The sequence below is a fragment of the Serratia ureilytica genome, assembly GCF_017309605.1.
GTDB classification, from domain to species: Bacteria; Pseudomonadota; Gammaproteobacteria; order Enterobacterales; family Enterobacteriaceae; genus Serratia; species Serratia ureilytica.
In genome coordinates, this window is the sequence record NZ_CP071320.1 from 260,281 (window position 1) to 275,290 (window position 15,010).

The window sequence follows — 15,010 nt, forward strand, 5'->3', positions numbered from 1 at the left end:
CGGCAAGGGGGCGCCCGCAGCGGCGCCCCTGAACGTCAGGCCTTCAGCCGGTAGAACACCGTGCTGCACCCCTGGCCCTGCGGGCAGCTTTTGCAGCCGCCGCTCAGACAGGCGCCGTCATCCTGTTCGATGCGTTCCACTTTCCCCATCGCCGTCAAACGGTCCAGCATCGCCTGCACCAGCGGCAGCGGCGTCGCCAGCGATTGGCTGAGCTGCTGCGCCTGAGCGCTGCCGCGCAGCGCCAACGCATCGCGCACCTGCAGCAGCCCGGCCATCAGTGGCAGCTCCCTTTGGCGCCCTGACAGCAGGCCGCCGGCGTGGCGTTGCCCAGGCGAACCGTGACGCGGCTGCGCGCCCGGCGCAGGCCGAACAGCACCAGCAGGTTTACCAGCACCACCGCCAGGATCGCCGTCAGGCTGTACTGCGGATGTTGGTTGAAGGTGGCCGCCTGATAGAACAGCGTCGCCAGCGAGTAGGCGACGTTCAGCCCCCACAGGATTGAGAAGGTCATCCAGCCGCGGCTCGATTCACGGGCGATGGCGCCCATCACCGAGACGCAAGGCACGTACAGCAACACGAAGATCAGGTAGCTGTAGGCGGAAATGCCGGAGCCGAATTTGCTGCTCATCACGCCCATCGAGCCGACGCCCATCTCGCCGTCGCCCTTGCTGGCTTCGATCGGGTTGGAGAGCACGCTCAGGCTGAAGGTGTTTTTCAGCCCGTCCCAGGTTTCCTGCAGCGCCCCGCCCAGTTCATCGAGCAAGTTGAAGTTGGCGGCGTCGAACGCCTCTTTGTTGATGTGCTCGGCGGTATACAGCGTGTTCAGCGTGCCGACCACCACTTCTTTCGCCATCGCGCCGGTCACCAGCCCGACGGTGGCCTGCCAGTTATCGCTGTGGACGCCCATCGGCTGCAGCAGCGGCGTCAGCACCTTGGAGACCGAGGCCAGCGCGGAGTCGTTGATGTTGTCGACCGTCTTGCCGCTGAACGAGAAGCTGTTCAGGCCGCCGATGAACATGCTGGCGACCACGATCACCTTGCCGGCGCGCAACACGAAGCCTTTCAGCCGCTGCCAGGTTTGCAGCAGCAGGCTTTTCAGGTGCGGCACGTGGTAAACCGGCAGCTCCATCACGAACGGCGAGGCTTCGCCGCGCATGAGGGTGTATTTCAGCACCAGGCCGGTCAGGATCGCCACCGCGATGCCGAGCATATACAGCGAGAACACCACCCCAGCGCCGTCCTGGCCGAAGAAGGCGGCGGCGAACACCGCGAAGATCGCCAGACGGGCGCCGCAGGACATGAACGGCGCCATCATGATGGTGATCAGGCGCTCGCGCTGGGCGTCCAGCGTACGGGCGCCCATGATGGACGGCACGTTACAGCCGAAGCCGACGATCAGCGGCACGAAGGATTTGCCCGGCAGCCCGAGCGCCTGCATCAGGCGATCCATCACGAACGCCGCGCGCGCCATGTAGCCGGAGTCTTCCAGGAACGACAGGAACAGGTACATCATGCCGATCTGCGGCACCAGCGGTAGCACGGTGTTGATGCCGCCGCCGACGCCCTGCGCCAGGAAGACGGTCAGCCAGTCGGGGAAGTGCAGGGTGTAACCGAGCCACTGAATGCCCTGAATGAAGATCGCCGCCGAGCCGATATCGAAGATCGGCTGCAGCGCGCCGCCGATATTGATCGCCAGCAGGAACATCAGGTACATCACCAGCAGGAAGATCGGTACGCCCAGCCAGCGGTTGAGGATCACTTTATCCAGCATGTCGGTCAGGCGGTTGGGCATCGCCTGCTGCGAGTTGCTGACTGCGTCGCACAGGGCGGCGATGGACTGGTAGCGTGCGTCGGCGATCACCAGCGCCGGGTCCTCCTGCTGCTGCTGTTGCAGCGCCTGAATGGCCGCTGGCAGCCGCGCCACGGCGGGGCCGGCCAGACGGTGGCTGTAGATGTCGCCCTCCAGCATCTGCAACGCCAGCCAGCGGCGCTGCGCCGCCGGCAGCGTTTGCGGCATGGCGTCGCTCAGCGTGGCGACCTCTTTCAGCAGCAGCGGCGGGTAGTTCACCAGCGCCTGCTGTTCGTTGATGCGATGATTGTCGATCATTTGTTTCAGCACGCCGATGCCATCGGCGCGGGTGGAGACCATCGGCACTACCGGGCAACCGAGGCGCGCCGACAGAGCGGCGACGTCGATATCGATATGCTGGCTTTTGGCGATGTCGAGCATGTTGAGCGCCACGATGCAGGGAATGCCCAGCTCCAGCAGCTGCAGCGTCAGGTAGAGGTTGCGTTCCAGGTTGGAGGCATCCACCACGTTGATCAGCAGATCGGCGTCGCCGCTCAAAATGTAGTGGCAGGCGATCTGCTCATCGAGCGACGTCTGCTCCGAAATGGTGGTCAGGGAGTAGGTGCCGGGCAAATCGACCAGCCGCACGTCGGACTGCGGGGTGGTGAAATGGCCTTCCTTGCGTTCGACCGTCACGCCCGCCCAGTTGCCGACCCGCTGGCGCGCGCCGGTCAGTTGGTTGAACAGCGTGGTTTTGCCGGAGTTCGGGTTGCCGATTAAGCCGATGGTGAGTTTTTTCATAGTTCTGCGTGTCGTCTTCAAGGAGAACAGCGCCGGCGCAAAGGCGCACCGGCAAACGGAGGGCGCGCCGGCTCAGGGCTGGCCGTCGAGCTGCAGCAGCGCCAAATCCTTCCTGCGCAGCACCAGGCTGACGCGGCGGGTTTTAATTTCTATCGGATCGCCCAGCGGCGCGACGCGCACCACGTCGAACGAAGAGCCGGGCAGCATGCCGAGCGATAACAATTTTTGGCGGTAGGCCGGCGCAATCTCGCTGGAAAAGCCGACAATCTTATATGTGCGTTTAGGTTGAAGCTGCATGTCATTAACCTTCCGGGTGCCGATGAGCATCGGGCTGATGATAATTGGACGTTGCCGGCGAAAATGCCACGCCGTCGGCGGTATTCATCCATAAGGTCATGCAATAAAGTGAGCGAAAATAATAGTAATTATCATTATCGCGTTCAATACAAAAAGTAAGGGTATTGTAACCAATTATTTTGGCGGCGGCCGCTTTTTGGCTGGTCCCCTTGATAATCCCCGTTTTACCACCGCTTATACGCGGCGACAAATGAGAATGGTGAGTTAAATCAGTTATGTATTTGTAGCCAGGGTTTCTCGTTTGCAAATGGCGATGGCGTTTTTTCCTTTTTTATTTCTGGTGAAAGGCAATTCAATAACATTATTCCGCCGTAATGCGAGCGGTAACCATTTGTGTTTCTCTCACAATTCGCGAGATGAAAAATGCGTGTTAACGAAGTTGTTAATAAATGGCTGCAGGAGGCATTTTTGTTGCCTGAATAATGGGAGGGCGGTCACGCAGGAACGGGAAATAAAAAGATGATGGTTTATTGAGACGGGTCAAGAAATGCCGCAAGTTTTATTCATCAGAAAGGGCGGAGCAGGCTCCGCCCTGTTGGCTCTGGCTTAGCGTTTCTTGCCGAACGCCGCTGCCAGCGCGTCGCCCATGGCGCTGTTGCCGGCCGGCGTCGCATTGCGCGGTTTGGCCTTGTTGCCGCCTGCCGAACGGTTGGCGTTGTCGCGCGCCTGTGCAGGCGCGTTGCCGCCGCGGCGCGGCGAGCCTTCGCCCGGTTGCTCATCCAGGCGCATGCTCAGCGCGATGCGTTTCCGCTGCAGATCGACTTCCATCACCTTCACTTTGACGATGTCGCCGGCCTTCACCACGGTGTGCGGATCTTCGACGAACTTGTCCGCCAGCGAGGAGATGTGCACCAGACCGTCCTGATGCACGCCGATATCCACGAAGGCGCCGAAGTTGGTGACGTTAGTGACCGACCCTTCCAGGATCATGCCCGGCTGCAGATCGTTGAGGGTTTCCACGCCTTCGGCAAAGGTGGCGGTTTTGAACTCAGGACGCGGGTCGCGGCCCGGCTTCTCCAGCTCTTTCAGGATGTCGGTGACCGTCGGCACGCCGAACTTGTCGTCGGTGAAATCGACCGCTTTCAGGCTGCGCACCGCCGAGGCGTTGCCCATCAGATCCTGCAGCGCCTGCTCGGTGGCGGCCAGAATGCGCTGCACCACCGGGTAGGCTTCCGGGTGGACGGTAGAGGCATCCAGCGGGTTGTCGCCGTGGTTGATGCGCAGGAAGCCGGCGCACTGTTCGAACGCTTTCGGCCCCAGACGGCTGACTTTCAGCAGCTGTTCACGGTTGCTGAAGCGGCCGTTCTCGTCGCGCCAGTTGACGATATTCTGCGCCATCATGCGCGTCAGGCCGGCCACGCGGGTCAGCAACGGCACCGAAGCGGTGTTCAGATCGACGCCGACGGCGTTCACGCAGTCTTCCACCACCGAGTCCAGCTTTTTCGCCAGCTGGCTCTGGCTGACGTCGTGCTGATACTGGCCGACGCCGATGGATTTCGGGTCGATCTTCACCAGCTCCGCCAGCGGATCCTGCAGACGACGGGCGATGGACACCGCGCCGCGCAGCGACACGTCGAGATCCGGGAACTCCTGCGCCGCCAGTTCGGACGCGGAATACACCGACGCGCCCGCTTCGCTGACGATCACTTTTTGCGCCCGGACGTCGCTGAACTGCTTTTGCAGGTCGAGATAGAAACGCTCGGTTTCACGCGAAGCGGTGCCGTTGCCGATCGCCACCAGCTCCACGTTGTGTTTGATGCACAGCGCCGCGACGATGGCGGCGGCTTTGGCCGCTTGCCCGGTGTGCGGATAGACGGTGTCGGTGGCCACCAGTTTGCCGGTCGCGTCGACCACGGCGACTTTCACCCCGGTGCGCAGGCCCGGATCGAGGCCCATGGTGGCGCGCATGCCGGCCGGCGCGGCCATCAACAGATCATGCATGTTGCGGGCGAAGACGTTGATCGCTTCATCCTCCGCGCGTTCGCGCACCGTGCCCATCAGTTCGGTTTCCAGGTGCAGCAACACCTTGATGCGCCAGGTCCAGTTGACCACCGCCTTGCGCCAGGCGTCGGCCGGAGCGTTGTTCAGGCGCAGATTGAGGTGATTGATGATGATCAGCTCCGCCTGGCTTTCGCGCGGCGCTTCCTCAAACTGCGGATCGGCGTTCAGCGCCAGCTGCAGCACGCCTTCGTTGCGGCCGCGGAACATCGCCAGCGCGCGGTGCGAAGGCACCTGGGAAATCGGTTCGTGGTGATCGAAATAGTCGCGGAACTTGGCGCCTTCGTCTTCCTTGCCCTCGACCACTTTGGAGACCAGATGGGCGTTTTTCCACAGGTAGTCGCGCACCTTGGCCAGCAGCGCGGCGTCTTCGGCGAAGCGCTCCATCAGGATATAGCGCGCGCCGTCGAGGGCGGCTTTCACGTCCGCCACGCCCTTCTCGGCGTCGACGTAGCGTTCAGCCAGCTGTTCCGGCTGCTGTTGCGGATCCTGCCACAGCGTGTCCGCCAGCGGTTCCAGACCGGCTTCGATGGCGATCTGGCCACGGGTGCGGCGCTTGGGTTTGTACGGCAGGTAGAGGTCTTCGAGTTCGGTCTTGCTCAGCGTGGCGTTGATCGCCCCCGCCAGTTGTTCGGTCAGTTTGCCCTGTTCATCGATCGACTTCAGGATGGTCTGACGACGATCTTCCAGTTCACGCAGATAACCCAGGCGGGTTTCCAGCTGGCGCAGTTGGGTGTCGTCCAGGCCCCCGGTGACTTCCTTACGATAGCGTGCAATAAAGGGCACGGTATTACCTTCATCCAGCAGACGGATGGCGGAGTCGACTTGCTCCGGCCGGGCCTGCAGTTCTGTTGCAATAATGCGGCTCAGTGGGTCATTCATAGGTCTGGTATCTGTATTGAGAACGGTGAATAAACAGGGGACAGTTATACGGATTGATCGCGGAAAATGCCAGCGGAGCGGGCCGCCGCCGCGCGGCCGCGGCGTGGAGAACAGCTCAGGCGGCGGCGTTGGCGGCGGTTCGGAAAAAGCTGAAAGCTTACTTCGGGTAGTTTATCTCGTTAACGTACCACTGCGCCTCGCCCAGCGGGGTATTGACGGTGGCGACGTCCCCGACCTCTTTTTTCAGCAGGGCGCGCGCCATCGGCGCATCGATGGAGATGTAATCCTTGCGGCCGAAAATCTCGTCGTAGCCGACGATGCGAAAACGTTTGATCTCGCCGTCGTCATTCTCCACCTCCACCCAGGCCCCGAAGAACACTTTGCCTTCCTGCTGAGGGGAGTAATCGACGATCTTCAACTGCTCCAGGCATTTGGTCAGATAGCGGACGCGGCGATCGATCTCGCGCAGCCGCTTCTTGTTGTATTGGTAATCGGCGTTTTCGCTTCTGTCGCCCAGGCTGGCGGCCCAGGTCACTTTCTTGGTCACCTCGGGGCGTTCTTCGCGCCAGAGGTAATCCAGCTCTTGTTTGAGCTTGTCATACCCTTCACGGGTTATCAGTTGAGTTCTCATCGTGATTTATCTTTATGGGGCCACCGCCACAGTGTACGTGAATGCGGAGGGCTTTAAAAATGGCGCGCGGGCCTGCGCCTTGTCGCACGGTTTTTATTCAGTTTGCGCAGCTTTTAACAATCGGGAGTATGCTTAGCGATAGCGGAAAAAGAATGTGACGAAAGGAGGATATCTGGCGAGAGAGACAAGGAATTTTGGCGCACAACCCAACACATTGAAGGTATTACCGCATGGAATTTAAAGATTACTACGCCACGATGGGCGTTGAGCCCAACGCCGATCTGAAAACCATCAAAACGGCCTACCGCCGGCTGGCGCGTAAATATCACCCTGACGTGAGCACCGAAGACGACGCCGAGAGCAAGTTCAAGGAACTGGCCGAAGCCTATGAGGTACTGAAGGACGACGAGCGCCGCGCCGAGTACGATCAGATCCGGCTGCATCGCAACGATCCGAACTTTGGCCGCCAGGCGCGCGGCGATCACGGCGGCTATCAGCAGAGCGCCTCATGGCACGGCGGCGGCGCCGACGCGCAAGACTTCTCCGACTTCTTCGAGAGCATGTTCGGCGGGCGGGCGGCGGGCGGGCACCGTTCCGCTTCGCACTCGCACGGCGGGCATGGCTTCCGCGGCCAGGATCTGGAGATGGAGGTGCCGCTGTTCCTCGAGGAAACGCTGCATGGTCAAAGCCGCGAGATTTCCTACAAGCTGCCGGTGTACGACGAACTGGGGCGGCAGGTAAGCGAAGCCAGCAAGACGCTGAACGTGAAAATTCCGGCCGGCGTGGGCGACGGCGAGCGCATTCGCCTCAAGGGGCAGGGCGTTGCCGGCGTGGGCGGCGGCCAGAACGGCGACCTGTATCTGGTTATCCGCCTCGCGCCGCACCCGTTGTTTGAGATAGACGGCCACAACCTGAGCATCGTGGCGCCGCTCGCTCCGTGGGAAGCGGCGCTCGGCGCCAGCATTGAGGTGCCGACGCTGACCGGCAAAATCGCGCTGACCGTGCCGGCCGGCAGCCAGAGCGGCAAACGGCTGCGGGTCAAAGGCAAAGGGCTGGCGGGCAAGAAAGAGCCCGGTGACCTGTACGTTATTCTCAAGGTGGTGATGCCGCCGAAGCCGAACGAGAAGGCCAGCGCCCTGTGGCGGGAACTGGCTGAACAGGCGGCATTCAACCCGCGCGCGGAATGGGAGTAAAGCAGATGATGAAAAAAGAGATCACTTTCACCGTGGTGGAATTGTGTCAGAGGGTGGAGATTTCAGAGGACGAGCTGGTCGAGATCGTCGGCCTGGGCGTTATCGTGCCGCTGGAGCCGGCGCAGCCGCGCTGGGAGTTTGATTATCCGGCGCTGAGCCATCTGCAGCGCGCACGCAGGCTGCGGGCGGAGCTGGATCTGGACTGGCCGGGGATCGCCATGGCGCTGACGCTGCTCGACCGGGTTGATGCGCTACAGCAAGAGAACCGGCAGCTGCGCAGGCAGCTGGCGCGTTTCCTGCAAACTTCCTGACCCGAGAGCTGAACGCCACCGGGCGCTTCCCGGTGGCGAAATTGCACAAAATTGGGCCGTCGCCCCACATTGCGCCGATAAAGGGCGAAATTTTGACGAACCCCCGTCGACATTCACTGAAAATTGTTGATAAATGGGGAAAAGAATAAGCTTTGTAACAATTTCGTCTAGAATACATACCATTAAACGCTGTCTCAAATGGCAAGGTTTTCTAACAATATTCGAGTCAGGCAATAAAGCCTTTGGGAGTAATACCATGCAAGAGAATCATAAGATCCTGGTTGTCGATGATGACATGCGCCTGCGCGCGCTTTTAGAACGTTATTTAACCGAGCAGGGCTTCCAGGTTCGCAGCGTTGCCAACGCTGAGCAAATGGATCGCTTGCTGACTCGTGAATCCTTCCATTTGATGGTGCTCGATCTGATGTTGCCGGGCGAAGACGGCCTGTCCATCTGCCGCCGCCTGCGCAGCCAGAGCAACCCGATGCCGATCATTATGGTCACCGCGAAAGGCGAAGAGGTCGATCGCATCGTGGGCCTGGAAATCGGCGCCGATGACTACATTCCTAAACCGTTCAACCCGCGTGAGCTGTTGGCTCGTATCCGCGCGGTGCTGCGCCGTCAGGCGAACGAACTGCCGGGCGCGCCTTCGCAGGAAGAAGCGGTGATCGCTTTCGGCAAATTCAAACTGAACCTCGGCACCCGCGAGATGTTCCGCGAAGACGAGCCGATGCCGTTGACCAGCGGCGAGTTCGCGGTACTGAAGGCGCTGGTCAGCCACCCGCGTGAACCGCTGTCGCGCGATAAGCTGATGAACCTGGCGCGTGGCCGCGAATACAGCGCCATGGAACGCTCCATCGACGTGCAGATCTCTCGTCTGCGCCGTATGGTTGAAGAAGATCCGGCGCATCCGCGTTATATCCAGACCGTGTGGGGTCTCGGCTACGTCTTCGTCCCGGACGGCAGTAAGGCATGAGGCGATTGCGCTTTTCACCGCGTAGCTCGTTTGCCCGAACCCTGTTGTTGATCGTCACCTTGCTGTTCGTCAGCCTGGTGACGACCTATCTGGTGGTGCTGAACTTCGCCATCCTGCCCAGCCTGCAGCAGTTCAACAAGGTATTGGCCTACGAAGTGCGTATGCTGATGACCGATCGGCTGCAGCTGGAGGACGGCACGCTGCTGGAGGTGCCGCCGGCGTTCCGCCGTGAGATCTACCGCGAACTGGGCATCTCTCTCTACACCAACTCGGCGGCGGAGGAGAGCGGCCTGCGCTGGGCGCAGCACTACCAGTTCCTCAGCCAGCAGATGGCGCAGCAGCTCGGCGGGCCGACCGATGTGCGGGTGGAGGTGAACAAGAACTCCCCGGTGGTGTGGCTGAAAACCTGGCTGCAGCCCGATATCTGGGTGCGCGTGCCGCTGACGGAAATCCACCAGGGCGATTTCTCGCCGCTGTTCCGCTATACGCTGGCGATTATGCTGCTCGCGATCGGCGGCGCCTGGCTGTTTATTCGTATTCAAAACCGCCCGCTGGTGGAGCTGGAACATGCGGCGCTGCAGGTGGGCAAGGGCATTATTCCGCCGCCGCTGCGCGAGTATGGCGCTTCCGAAGTGCGGTCGGTGACTCGCGCATTCAATCAGATGGCGTCGGGCGTCAAACAGCTGGCGGATGACCGCACTTTGCTGATGGCCGGAGTCAGCCACGACCTGCGCACGCCGTTGACGCGCATCCGCCTGGCGACGGAGATGATGAGCGCCGAAGACGGCTATCTGGCCGAGTCGATCAATAAAGACATCGAAGAGTGCAACGCCATCATTGAGCAGTTCATCGATTATCTGCGCACCGGGCAGGAAATGCCGACCGAAAGCAGCGATCTGAACGCCATTTTAGGCGAAGTGGTCGCGGCCGAGAGCGGCTATGAGCGGGTGATTGAAACCGCGCTGTCGCCGGGCGAGCTGATGATGAACGTGCATCCGCTGTCGATTAAACGGGCGGCGGTGAATATGGTGGTGAACGCGGCGCGTTACGGCAACGGCTGGATCAAGGTCAGCAGCGGCCGTGAGCTGCAGCGCGGCTGGTTCCAGGTGGAAGATGACGGCCCGGGCATCAAGCCGGACGAGTTGAAGCACCTGCTGCAGCCGTTCGTGCGCGGTGACAGCGCGCGCAGCACCAGCGGCACAGGCCTGGGGCTGGCGATCGTGCAGCGTATTATCGACGCGCATGATGGCGAACTGGATATCGGCACCAGCGAGCGCGGCGGGCTATTGATCCGCGCTTATATTCCGTTGCCGATGGAGAAAAAAGAGTCGACCAACGGCCATCAAACGGCCAGGGAAACCGCCTGACCTCTGATGTGGGCCGCGCCGCTGCGGCCCCGTCAGGACTTTCTGCTCATCACGTAGTATTCCGCCGCATCCTCATGCAACCGGCGGCCGGTCGGCGCCTGCCACGGATCGATTAATTCGATGCCGCAGTGGAGGAAGTCTTTGGTATTGCGGGTGGCCAGGGCGGCGCCGTAATGCAGGCAGGTGGCGGCGATTTGGGTATCGGGCACGCTCATCGCTTTACCCAACAGCCGATTCCTTGCCGTCAATTCCGCGTATTGCATCGCGCACAGCCCATCAAACGGCAATATCTGCCCCTCGAACTTCAATTCAATGGCGTCCGCCAATTTCAGCTTGAGATCCCGCTGGCGTTTGCCGTCAGGCATGCAGGCCACGCCGCTGAACAGTTCGGCGAGGACAATGGCGCTGAGATAGAGCTCGTCATTGTCCTTTTCATTTAACCAGTTAATGACGTTGTAGTACGGGCTGGGACGCAGCGTTTCTGAAATGACGTCGGTGTCGATAATGATCATGCGTTGTCATCTTCATCATCAAAGGTGACGATGCGTGGCGGCACGGCGTCACGCGGTGGGATCTCCAGCTCAACGCCGCCGAATTCGGCGAAGTGCTGATGCATCCAGGTACCCAATCCATAGCGCGGCGGCTTTTTCACCAGCGCCTGTTTCAGGATCATGCGCGCTTCCTCTTCCATGGAATGGCCGTTTTTCGCCGCTGAGATACGCAGCAGCTCTTTGATTTCGTCGTCCAGATTTCTGACGGTGATAGTAGCCATTGAAACCTCCTTTGCTATCAATGATTGCATTGACTTATTCTCTCGTCTCACCGATTAAAAAGCAATCAATTGAAATAAAAAAAGGCGCGGGATCCGCGCCTTAGCTGAAGAGGTAACGCTACCGAATTACAGCTTCGGGCCGGCGCTGACCAGCGCGGCGCCCGCAGGCGTGTCGGTGTATTTGTCGAAGTTGGTGATGAAGCGCTCGGCCAGATCCTGCGCTTTTTCCTGCCACTGCTCGAGGCTGGCGTAGGTGTTGCGTGGATCGAGGATCTCCGGGTTCACGCCAGGCAGCGCGGTCGGCATCGCCAGATCGAAGATAGGCAGGGTAACGGTTTCCGCCTTGTCGATTTCACCGCTCAGGATGGCGTCGATGATGCCGCGCGTATCTTTGATCGAGATGCGTTTGCCGGTGCCGTTCCAGCCGGTGTTGACCAGGTAAGCCTGGGCGCCGGCGGCCTGCATGCGTTTCACCAGCACTTCGGCGTACTGCGTCGGGTGCAGCGACAGGAATGCGGCGCCGAAGCAGGCGGAGAAGGTTGGCGTCGGCTCGGTCACGCCGCGCTCGGTGCCGGCCAGCTTGGCGGTGAAGCCGGACAGGAAGTGGTACTGAGTCTGGTTGGCGGTCAGGCGCGATACCGGCGGCAGCACGCCGAAGGCGTCGGCGGTCAGGAAGATCACCTTGGTGGCGTGACCCGCCTTGGACACCGGCTTGACGATGTTCTGGATATGGTAGATCGGGTAAGAAACGCGGGTATTCTCGGTTTTCGAACCGTCGTTGAAGTCGATGCTGCCGTCGGCCAACACGGTGACGTTTTCCAGCAGCGCATCGCGTTTGATGGCGTGGTAGATGTCCGGCTCGGCTTCTTCAGACAGCTTGATGGTCTTGGCGTAGCAGCCGCCTTCGAAGTTGAACACGCCGTCGTCGTCCCAGCCGTGCTCGTCATCGCCGATCAGCTGACGCTTAGGATCGGTGGAGAGGGTGGTCTTGCCGGTGCCGGACAGGCCGAAGAACACCGCCACGTCGCCTTTCTCGCCCACGTTGGCCGAGCAGTGCATCGAGGCGATGCCTTTCAGCGGCAGCAGGTAGTTCATCATCGAGAACATGCCTTTCTTCATTTCGCCGCCGTACCAGGTGCCGCCGATCAGCTGCATGCGCTCGGTCAGGTTGAAGGCGACGAAGTTCTCCGAGTTCAGGCCTTGCTGCTGCCAGTTCGGGTTAGTGCATTTGGCGCCGTTCATCACCACGAAGTCCGGTTCGAAGTCTGCCAGCTCTTCGTCGCTCGGGCGGATGAACATGTTTTTCACGAAGTGCGCCTGCCAGGCCACCTCGGTGATGAAACGCACTTTCAGGCGCGAGTCGGCGTTGGCGCCGCAGAAGGTATCCACCACGAACAGGCGCTTGCCGGACAGTTGCTCGGTGACCAGGTGTTTCAGATCGGCCCAGACTTCCGGGCTGAGAGGTTTGTTGTCGTTTTTGCCTTTGCCCTGATCGGCCCACCACACGGTATCGCGGGTGATGTCGTCGCGGACGATGTATTTGTCTTTCGGCGAACGGCCGGTGAAGATGCCGGTATCGACGGAGACGGCACCCAGCTTGGTGACTACCCCACGCTCAAAACCTTCCAGAGATGGGTCTGTTTCTTCCTTAAACAGCAGTTCATAGCTCGGGTTGTGAACGATTTCGCTGACGTCGTGAATGCCGTAAGCGGCCAGATCCTGAGGGGTTATACCTTTAACGCGCATGTTACTACTCCTTGGTCACAGAATTTCTGGCGGCAATTGTAGGGATCTAACGGTGCGTAACCGCGATGGGTATCAAATATTTAACGTTTTAGGCGGTATTTCGTTACGATCTGAGAGATAGCACACGGAAAAAAGCAAACGTGCAAACGGCGGGGCTTGGCGGGCGCCGGGCGCGCCCGCCGAGAGGGTGTGACTTAGTGCAACCGGTCGCTTTCGCCGGCGTTGCCCGCATACAACGCGGCAACATCAACCGGGTCAAAGACATAGTGGCTGCCGCAGTAGTCGCAGTGCATGTCGATATTGCCGTCCTGCTCCAGCATGTCCGCCACTTCGTCGGTCGGCAGCGTCAGCAGCGCGTCGGCGCAACGCTGGCGTGAACAGGTACAACGGAATTGCACGTCCTGCGGTTCATACAGGGTGACTTCTTCCTGATGATACAGACGGTACAGCACCTCGTTGGCCGGCAGGCCGAACAGCTCTTCGCTTTTGACCGTGTTGGTCAGTTGCACCAGGTGATCGAAATCATCGAGGTTGCCGTCTTGCGCCGGCAGCACCTGCAGCAGCATGCCGGCCGCCGCGGCATTGCCTTCCGCTTCGCCGGTGCGGATGAACAGGCGGGTCGGCAACTGTTCAGACTGGCGGAAGTAAGCTTCCAGGCATTCGGCCAGCGTTTCCCCTTCCAGACCGACCACGCCCTGATAGCGTTCGCCTTCCGTTGGGGAAATGGTGATGACCATGACGCCGTTGCCGATCATCTGATGCAGGGTGCTGTCGTCAGCGATAGGCGCCTGGGTGCGCGCAACGCCGCGCATCTCCTGGCGGTTGTTGCCGTTGATCACCGCCAGCTTCAGCGGGCCGTCGCCTTGCAGCTGAACGGTGATGTCGCCGTCGAACTTCAGGGTTGCGGTCAGCAGACTGGTGGCGACCAGCAGCTCGCCCAGCAGTTTTTGCACCGGTGCCGGGTAGTCGTGGTTGTTCAGGATCTGCTGATAGGTTTCGCTGACGGTAACCAGCTCGCCGCGCACCGCGTAGTTTTCAAACAGGTAACGGTGCAATTGGTCATGGTTGGACATAATCTTCTCTCATTGCGGTGAGGGGTTATTCCTGCTCACCAAATTTAAATTTCATCAGGTCGCGCCGCTCCTTTTTGTCCGGACGTCGGTCCGGATGCGGCATGGTCAACGCGTTCATCTTGCGCGCCAGCGCCATTTTTTCGCGGTTGGCGATGCTGGCTTCGGTTTCCTGATACATTTGCTGCGCCTCGTTGGCACCGCGGCGTTGGCTGGTCAGCGCCAGCACGATCACCGTACGTTCTTCGTTGCCCTGCCGCAGTTTGAGCTCGGCGTTGAGCTCGACAATCTTGCTCGGCTTGCCGCGCTGGCCGTTGTAATGCACCTTGCCGCCGTCGATCATTTCGCGCGCCAGCGCGCGGGTCTTGTAGAAGCGTGCGGCCCACAGCCACTTATCCAGTCGGACCGCGTCGTCGCGCGTCGCTTTTTCCTTCATGCTTCCCCCTTGGCCAGCGCCGGTATCAGCAGGCGGTAGTCGCGCATCGACGGATGGCGCTGGAAGCTTTTCTCCGCCGTGCTGGAGTCCGGGTTTTGCACGCCCAGGCAGTAACGAATGCCGAAAGTGCGCGCCGCGTCGAGGATCGGCTCGCCGTCGTCGACAAACAGCGTGCGCTGCGGGTTGAATCCGGTGTGCTGTTGCACTGCCTGCCACAGACGCTGATCTTCTTTCGGATAACCAAATGTGTGGGTGGAAAACAATAAATCAAGGTGCCGATCGAGGCCGGTATGCTCGATTTTCACCGCCAGGCTGTGCGGATGGGCGTTGGTCAGCAAAATGGTTTGCAGGCCGGCGTCGCGCAGCGCCCGTAAAAAAGGCTCGGTGTCTTCGCGCAGCCGGGCGCGGCTGCCCACTTCGCTGGTCATGCGGTAAATGTCCAGATCCAGCCGCTCGCTCCAGTAATCGAAGCAATACCAGTTCATGGTGTGCTGCACCGCCTGATATTCCCGCTCGATGATGTGGCGGGCTTCGTCGAACGGAATGGCGCGCCTTTCGCTCAGCGCCTGCGGCACCAGGCTGAGCCAAAAGTGGCTGTCGAACTCCAGATCCAGCAATGTGCCGTCCATGTCCAGCAGCACGGTATCGATCTGCGGCCAATCAAACTCGGGAACCATAAAA

15 protein-coding genes are annotated in these 15,010 nt (G+C 60.5%); 4 read left to right on the forward strand and 11 right to left on the reverse strand.

The window, feature by feature from the left end; all coding sequences use genetic code 11:
* Positions 1-35: 35 nt before the first annotated feature.
* The 5 genes from J0X03_RS01165 to greB all read right to left on the reverse strand — a co-directional run bounded on the left by J0X03_RS01165 (position 36) and on the right by greB (position 6,458).
* Positions 36-275 (reverse strand): FeoC-like transcriptional regulator, encoded by a 240-nt coding sequence (locus J0X03_RS01165; protein ID WP_004930758.1) that lies wholly within the window; start codon positions 273-275, stop codon positions 36-38.
* Entirely contained in the window at positions 275-2,590 is a 2,316-nt protein-coding gene (feoB, locus tag J0X03_RS01170) for a Fe(2+) transporter permease subunit FeoB (RefSeq protein WP_033645292.1), read from the reverse strand. Before feoB ends, J0X03_RS01165 begins: the two co-directional genes overlap by 1 nt.
* 72 nt (positions 2,591-2,662) lie before the next feature.
* Complete coding sequence (gene feoA, locus J0X03_RS01175) at positions 2,663-2,887, reverse strand: ferrous iron transporter A (protein WP_033645291.1); 225 nt, start codon at positions 2,885-2,887, stop codon at positions 2,663-2,665.
* A gap of 606 nt (positions 2,888-3,493) precedes the next feature.
* Positions 3,494-5,827, reverse strand: a complete 2,334-nt coding sequence (locus J0X03_RS01180) for a Tex family protein (RefSeq protein WP_046687930.1) — start codon at positions 5,825-5,827, stop codon at positions 3,494-3,496.
* Between the two features lie 157 nt (positions 5,828-5,984).
* Positions 5,985-6,458: a transcription elongation factor GreB gene (gene greB, locus J0X03_RS01185; RefSeq protein WP_033645289.1), complete on the reverse strand. Its 474-nt coding sequence runs from the start codon at positions 6,456-6,458 to the stop codon at positions 5,985-5,987.
* A 230-nt stretch (positions 6,459-6,688) separates the two neighbouring features.
* Here greB and cbpA point away from each other — a divergent pair, with 230 nt between their 5' ends.
* The 4 genes from cbpA to envZ all read left to right on the forward strand — a co-directional run bounded on the left by cbpA (position 6,689) and on the right by envZ (position 10,305).
* On the forward strand, positions 6,689-7,651 hold the full coding sequence (gene cbpA / locus J0X03_RS01190; protein ID WP_033645288.1) for a curved DNA-binding protein: 963 nt from the start codon (positions 6,689-6,691) through the stop codon (positions 7,649-7,651).
* A 5-nt stretch (positions 7,652-7,656) separates the two neighbouring features.
* Positions 7,657-7,962 (forward strand): chaperone modulator CbpM, encoded by a 306-nt coding sequence (locus J0X03_RS01195; protein ID WP_004930739.1) that lies wholly within the window; start codon positions 7,657-7,659, stop codon positions 7,960-7,962.
* A 256-nt stretch (positions 7,963-8,218) separates the two neighbouring features.
* Positions 8,219-8,938 (forward strand): osmolarity response regulator transcription factor OmpR, encoded by a 720-nt coding sequence (ompR, locus tag J0X03_RS01200; protein WP_004709363.1) that lies wholly within the window; start codon positions 8,219-8,221, stop codon positions 8,936-8,938.
* Positions 8,935-10,305: a two-component system sensor histidine kinase EnvZ gene (gene envZ / locus J0X03_RS01205; protein ID WP_033645286.1), complete on the forward strand. Its 1,371-nt coding sequence runs from the start codon at positions 8,935-8,937 to the stop codon at positions 10,303-10,305. Before ompR ends, envZ begins: the two co-directional genes overlap by 4 nt.
* Before the next feature lie 32 nt (positions 10,306-10,337).
* Here envZ and J0X03_RS01210 read toward each other — a convergent pair whose 3' ends face one another.
* The 6 genes from J0X03_RS01210 to yrfG form a co-directional block, all read right to left on the reverse strand.
* A complete protein-coding gene (locus tag J0X03_RS01210) occupies positions 10,338-10,817 on the reverse strand; it encodes a type II toxin-antitoxin system VapC family toxin (protein WP_033645285.1) in 480 nt (159 codons plus the stop codon).
* Entirely contained in the window at positions 10,814-11,077 is a 264-nt protein-coding gene (locus tag J0X03_RS01215; RefSeq protein ID WP_004930730.1) for a FitA-like ribbon-helix-helix domain-containing protein, read from the reverse strand. Before J0X03_RS01215 ends, J0X03_RS01210 begins: the two co-directional genes overlap by 4 nt.
* A 126-nt stretch (positions 11,078-11,203) precedes the next feature.
* Complete coding sequence (gene pckA, locus J0X03_RS01220) at positions 11,204-12,823, reverse strand: phosphoenolpyruvate carboxykinase (ATP) (protein ID WP_015379308.1); 1,620 nt, start codon at positions 12,821-12,823, stop codon at positions 11,204-11,206.
* 194 nt (positions 12,824-13,017) lie between these two features.
* Positions 13,018-13,896 carry an Hsp33 family molecular chaperone HslO gene (hslO, locus tag J0X03_RS01225; protein WP_033645284.1) on the reverse strand — a complete coding sequence of 293 codons (879 nt, stop codon included), beginning with the start codon at positions 13,894-13,896 and terminating at the stop codon, positions 13,018-13,020.
* Positions 13,897-13,921: 25 nt separating this feature from the next.
* Positions 13,922-14,329, reverse strand: a complete 408-nt coding sequence (hslR, locus tag J0X03_RS01230) for a ribosome-associated heat shock protein Hsp15 (protein ID WP_033645283.1) — start codon at positions 14,327-14,329, stop codon at positions 13,922-13,924.
* Positions 14,326-15,006: a GMP/IMP nucleotidase gene (gene yrfG / locus J0X03_RS01235; protein ID WP_025304546.1), complete on the reverse strand. Its 681-nt coding sequence runs from the start codon at positions 15,004-15,006 to the stop codon at positions 14,326-14,328. The genes hslR and yrfG overlap by 4 nt, the downstream gene beginning before the upstream one ends.
* Positions 15,007-15,010 lie beyond the last annotated feature (4 nt).

Bases quoted from the DNA above. Each gene is read 5' to 3' on its own strand.
- J0X03_RS01195 (WP_004930739.1), top strand. From the start codon at position 7,657: ATGATGAAAAAAGAGATCACTTTCACCGTGGTGGAATTGTGTCAGAGG.
- ompR (WP_004709363.1), top strand. From the start codon at position 8,219: ATGCAAGAGAATCATAAGATCCTGGTTGTCGATGATGACATGCGCCTG.
- envZ (WP_033645286.1), top strand. From the start codon at position 8,935: ATGAGGCGATTGCGCTTTTCACCGCGTAGCTCGTTTGCCCGAACCCTG.
- feoB (WP_033645292.1), bottom strand. From the start codon at position 2,590: ATGAAAAAACTCACCATCGGCTTAATCGGCAACCCGAACTCCGGCAAA.
- yrfG (WP_025304546.1), bottom strand. From the start codon at position 15,006: ATGGTTCCCGAGTTTGATTGGCCGCAGATCGATACCGTGCTGCTGGAC.
- hslR (WP_033645283.1), bottom strand. From the start codon at position 14,329: ATGAAGGAAAAAGCGACGCGCGACGACGCGGTCCGACTGGATAAGTGG.
- J0X03_RS01210 (WP_033645285.1), bottom strand. From the start codon at position 10,817: ATGATCATTATCGACACCGACGTCATTTCAGAAACGCTGCGTCCCAGC.
- J0X03_RS01215 (WP_004930730.1), bottom strand. From the start codon at position 11,077: ATGGCTACTATCACCGTCAGAAATCTGGACGACGAAATCAAAGAGCTG.
- cbpA (WP_033645288.1), top strand. From the start codon at position 6,689: ATGGAATTTAAAGATTACTACGCCACGATGGGCGTTGAGCCCAACGCC.
- feoA (WP_033645291.1), bottom strand. From the start codon at position 2,887: ATGCAGCTTCAACCTAAACGCACATATAAGATTGTCGGCTTTTCCAGC.
- J0X03_RS01165 (WP_004930758.1), bottom strand. From the start codon at position 275: ATGGCCGGGCTGCTGCAGGTGCGCGATGCGTTGGCGCTGCGCGGCAGC.
- greB (WP_033645289.1), bottom strand. From the start codon at position 6,458: ATGAGAACTCAACTGATAACCCGTGAAGGGTATGACAAGCTCAAACAA.
- pckA (WP_015379308.1), bottom strand. From the start codon at position 12,823: ATGCGCGTTAAAGGTATAACCCCTCAGGATCTGGCCGCTTACGGCATT.
- J0X03_RS01180 (WP_046687930.1), bottom strand. From the start codon at position 5,827: ATGAATGACCCACTGAGCCGCATTATTGCAACAGAACTGCAGGCCCGG.
- hslO (WP_033645284.1), bottom strand. From the start codon at position 13,896: ATGTCCAACCATGACCAATTGCACCGTTACCTGTTTGAAAACTACGCG.